This window comes from Nitrococcus sp., from assembly GCF_059432795.1.
This window is the reverse complement of sequence record NZ_JBXWZQ010000191.1, coordinates 1-3,720: the sequence shown is the minus strand read 5'-3', so window position 1 is coordinate 3,720 and position 3,720 is coordinate 1. Positions and strand designations below refer to the sequence as shown.

Genomic DNA, 3,720 nt, shown 5'->3' with positions numbered 1-3,720 from the left:
AGGCCCTCGCGTTCCAGGAAAGCGCCTACCCGCAGACTGATCGTTTGGGTCAGTTGTTCCAATGCCTGGGGGCGTGGCGCCGGGAGACGGCGAAACACCGGCTGCTCGTGACCCGTGAGATACACCCGCAGCACCTCGGAATGGACGACGCCGCGTTTGGCAGAAAAGTCCTGCACGCGATCAATCCGCTCGTCGCGCATCCGCGATGCCGAGCGGTAGGCGGCGGACGCAACCGCACTGCTTCCGGCCTTGCGGCCAATGACCTTGACGTGAAGATGATAGATCGCCATCGCGATCAAGCATTGGCACGGCCAAGCGCACGTCGGAACGACGTATAAGCGCGCCCTCCCTCGAAAAAATCTCGGGATGGACCGGGCCGTGCCACACCGTCCCGGCAACAATACTGCGTTCAGCCGTTTGCGCAACTATCCTCTCCGCATCAACGGCTTATGGAGGTAACGATGCGCAAGCCGCGGAACTACGATGCCGAACTGAAGGCGCTTGCGGACAAGGCGCGGGAACTGAAAACCCGCAAGGTGCAGCAGCTCGGCGAACTGGTGATTGCGACCGGAGCGGACAACCTCACCGCCGAGGAACTGGCCGGAGCGCTGGTCGCCCTGGCCGAGACAAAGGAAGCCGGGAAGAGGGAGGCATGGGCCAAGCGCGGCAACGCGTTCTTTCGCAGCAAATCGCGGCGATCTGCAAAAGCGGCTGAGCACGATAATAGCAGCGCTCCGCCGCAACCGGGCGGCGCGCAACGGTCATCAGGCGGCACGGGCGCGGCATGACATGCGGACATGGCAGATCGAGCGCCGCAAGAGAACACGGATGCTCATTGAGCTGGGCGGCCTCGTCGTCAAGGCGGGCATCGTGGACCTGACCGGAGATGACCGCGCCACGATCTACGGAGCGCTACTCCGGATCGCGGAGAAACTCAAAAGCGAGGACAAAGAACATGCGCGCGGCGTCTGGACAAAGCTCGGGCAGATTGCGTTCGAGGTAGAGCAAACGCCAGATGCGCACAATAGGTCGCGGGCGAAGCAGGATCGAGCGTGAGCGATGGCGGGCGGTGCGAAGACCCAAGCAACGCAGTGTTGCCCGCCGTCGCGCGGTTCCCGTCGAGCTTGGCGCTGACGGTGGCGGGGATGGGGCGTTTCGTCACCGTCTCCCGCCTATCAACCTTGGCCACGTCACTATGAGCCTTGCCTGGCACGCGCGCCACCAGGACGAGCTTCGACACGCTTGGCTATGGTGTGCCGTCGTCGCGGCAGCGAAAGGCCTCGCGGTCACCGCGCCCGACTGAACCACTGGTGATTTCGAACCCCTGGCGCCCGACCAGATTTCGCCGAATCTGAATTCAGGTTGATACCAGCAACCAGCCGCCGGCGCCGACCAGCACCGCCGCGATTGCACGGTCCAACCAGTGGCTGGGGGGCAGCAGCTTTTCGATCAGCACGTAGAGGGCAAGGCCGGCGATCCAGAACAGGTTCATCACGCCCCCAAAGAACAGCAGCAGCATGAGGAACCAGCAGCAGCCGAGACAATAGGCGCCGTGCTGCAGCCCCATTACGAAGGCCCCCCTTCGACCGGGCCGCCAATGCTCGGCGAGATAGGCTGCAGGCATGCGGCAGTGACGCAGGCACACCTGCTTGATGGGAGTGAGTTGGTACAGACCGGCAGCGACGAGAATTCCGGCTCCGAGAGGCTGGCTGGTCACCGTCATGCCTACAGAGATCATGCCTGCCCGGTGCAGGAGCCAGTGCAGGACGACAGCAATAAGGCTGAAGGCGCCCCAAGCCACAAGATAGCTGGTCGTGAACAGGCTGGTCGGCACGTGCGGACTACGCTCTTTGTGCTGGCGTCGATTGACGGCCGCGAAAAGCAGAATTATCGGCGTAGCGCCGGGCAGCATCATGGCCACCATCATCACCCACCACATGAAGAACATGACAGCAGCGTGACCGGGCGACCAGGGCTCCGGAGAGATCGCCATTTCGGCCATCCCCTCCATGCCGCCCATGCGGGTCATCTCGAATGCCGACATGCCCATACCCGCGCCGGCTAGCACATACGCCCAGTTCGCGACGGTCACCGCCGCCAGCAGCAACAGCACAATCCAGCGATCACGGCGCAGCGCGCCTTCCAGCACGGTATCCATGGTCATGGGACTGGCTCCTCCCGCAACTGGCCGGTTCAGGCCGTGTCCTTATCCATGCACAACGCCATTCTGTGTCCATACGATACGGGCGAGATGCGCGTGCGCCTGGCTCCATTCCAGCGGAATGGCAGAGTCCTGTGTCTTGACGGTACTGCTGGCATATTCAGCCGTGTGGTACTCGAACCCCTCGGGCAAGGTGACACGAACCCGGTGCTTCGCACCCGTCACCGGATTGCGGATCGGTTCGCCATGGCCCTCGATAATGCCCGGAACGAAGATACGGCCCGTGCGGTTCTCAAGGTCGGCCTCGACCTCGATCGCAGTGACGATGGGCTCGTGATAGCTGTCGATCGTATTGCTGAAGACGTTGAAGATCGTCGCGCCGGGTTCCGTCTCCTCTCCCCTGAATATGGCGATCACCGCCTCTCGCTGCTCCTCGGTGATCGTCTCGTCAACGATGATCTGCGCCTCGCCTCGCCCTTCGTGGATGGCACCCGGCCAGGCGAACAGCCCGACGAAGGTGACACCGTCGAGCGACGTTTCGCCGAAATGTCCCTTTTCGATGACAAAACCGACCGCCGCCCGGCAATGATCGTGCGTCGGCCGTGCATTGAACTGGCAAGGGCAGCTGAAGTCGCAGTTGCATGTAGTGAAGTCGAGCGCTTCTATCTTCCAGTCGATATTCACCATTGTCTCCTCCTGATCCTGAGTTTCCAACACGTCGTCCGGCCACGATTCATACGGTCGGACGCTCTGGCAGGCCGATCGCATGTTCTGCGGCGACGGGCACATAGGTATTCTTCGCCGAGTCGCCGAGCAGCGGATCGACGAAACTCCTGACTCGCTCGACCGAATCCGCTTCGTACAGGCAGGTCGCCCGGCTCAAGTCGGCGGCCGGCAGGAACATATGGACATGCAGCCCGTCCGGCAGCGGAAATGCCTTTTCGGCGCATTGTTGGAACTTGGAGGCGTCCTTGATGTCGTGATCGATGATGATGAACATCCGTTTGCTCCTTTTTTGGGTCTTTCCTTCGCCGCCAGGTCCGCGAGGCCTCGCGACGATACAAATCTGCCAGCCAGACTGGCGCCAAACAACTTCCGGATCTGTAGTGAATTCGCTTTTTCGCCGGCTTCGGGTTAGGCTACAGCCATGAAAGGCTACGGACAGTTCTGCCCGCTCGCGCTTGCCTCGGAGATCGTGGGCGAGCGATGGACGCCGTTGGTGCTTCGCGAACTTATCCTCGGCTCGACGCGCTTCAATGACATCCATCGCGGCGTGCCACGCATGTCGCCCGCGCTACTGTCACGCCGCCTCAAGACGCTCGAAAGTGCCGGCATCGTGGAGCGACGGCGCAGCGGTACGCGCATCGGATATGTCCTAACCTTGATATAGCAAAAATTCAGCTCGCGAGTGCCTGCTCGATCGCTTGGAAACGGTCGCGAACCATCGGAGTATCACCCACATCGAGGGTGGCTTTACCATTCGGCTGCACCAGTAGGCCAGCTCGATTGATCCATCGGTACCGCAGTGTGTGAATCAACTCGAAGCAATGGCGTGTGCG

The 3,720-nt window shown here is 61.8% G+C and carries 7 protein-coding genes; 3 read left to right on the top strand and 4 right to left on the bottom strand.

The window, feature by feature from the left end; all coding sequences use genetic code 11:
• The coding region (locus AC52Q4_RS13175; protein ID WP_495537256.1) for a MobA/MobL family protein at positions 1-290 on the bottom strand (290 nt) is incomplete at its 3' end.
• A 171-nt stretch (positions 291-461) separates the two neighbouring features.
• Between AC52Q4_RS13175 and AC52Q4_RS13170 the strand changes: the two genes are divergently transcribed.
• Positions 462-788, top strand: coding sequence for a conjugal transfer protein TraD (locus AC52Q4_RS13170; RefSeq protein WP_495537255.1), 327 nt, complete (start codon positions 462-464; stop codon positions 786-788).
• 1 nt (position 789) lies between these two features.
• Positions 790-1,056: a conjugal transfer protein TraD gene (locus AC52Q4_RS13165; protein ID WP_495537254.1), complete on the top strand. Its 267-nt coding sequence runs from the start codon at positions 790-792 to the stop codon at positions 1,054-1,056.
• 301 nt (positions 1,057-1,357) lie between these two features.
• On the opposite strand, the gene AC52Q4_RS13160 is transcribed toward AC52Q4_RS13165, so the two are convergent.
• The 3 genes from AC52Q4_RS13160 to AC52Q4_RS13150 are packed head-to-tail and all read right to left on the bottom strand — an operon-like array spanning position 1,358 to position 3,161.
• A complete protein-coding gene (locus AC52Q4_RS13160; protein WP_495537253.1) occupies positions 1,358-2,164 on the bottom strand; it encodes a DUF2182 domain-containing protein in 807 nt (268 codons plus the stop codon).
• Between the two features lie 42 nt (positions 2,165-2,206).
• The gene (locus AC52Q4_RS13155; protein WP_495537252.1) at positions 2,207-2,848 is read right to left on the bottom strand and encodes a DUF1326 domain-containing protein; all 642 of its coding nucleotides are present in this window, start codon (positions 2,846-2,848) and stop codon (positions 2,207-2,209) included.
• Between the two features lie 46 nt (positions 2,849-2,894).
• Positions 2,895-3,161: a hypothetical protein gene (locus AC52Q4_RS13150; RefSeq protein ID WP_495537251.1), complete on the bottom strand. Its 267-nt coding sequence runs from the start codon at positions 3,159-3,161 to the stop codon at positions 2,895-2,897.
• Between the two features lie 147 nt (positions 3,162-3,308).
• Between AC52Q4_RS13150 and AC52Q4_RS13145 the strand changes: the two genes are divergently transcribed.
• A complete protein-coding gene (locus AC52Q4_RS13145) occupies positions 3,309-3,551 on the top strand; it encodes a winged helix-turn-helix transcriptional regulator (RefSeq protein ID WP_495537250.1) in 243 nt (80 codons plus the stop codon).
• The last annotated feature ends 169 nt before the right edge of the window (positions 3,552-3,720 follow it).

Coding starts and splice junctions, on each gene's coding strand:
- AC52Q4_RS13170 (WP_495537255.1), top strand. CDS start 462: ATGCGCAAGCCGCGGAACTACGATGCCGAACTGAAGGCGCTTGCGGAC.
- AC52Q4_RS13145 (WP_495537250.1), top strand. CDS start 3,309: ATGAAAGGCTACGGACAGTTCTGCCCGCTCGCGCTTGCCTCGGAGATC.
- AC52Q4_RS13160 (WP_495537253.1), bottom strand. CDS start 2,164: ATGACCATGGATACCGTGCTGGAAGGCGCGCTGCGCCGTGATCGCTGG.
- AC52Q4_RS13165 (WP_495537254.1), top strand. CDS start 790: ATGCGGACATGGCAGATCGAGCGCCGCAAGAGAACACGGATGCTCATT.
- AC52Q4_RS13155 (WP_495537252.1), bottom strand. CDS start 2,848: ATGGTGAATATCGACTGGAAGATAGAAGCGCTCGACTTCACTACATGC.
- AC52Q4_RS13150 (WP_495537251.1), bottom strand. CDS start 3,161: ATGTTCATCATCATCGATCACGACATCAAGGACGCCTCCAAGTTCCAA.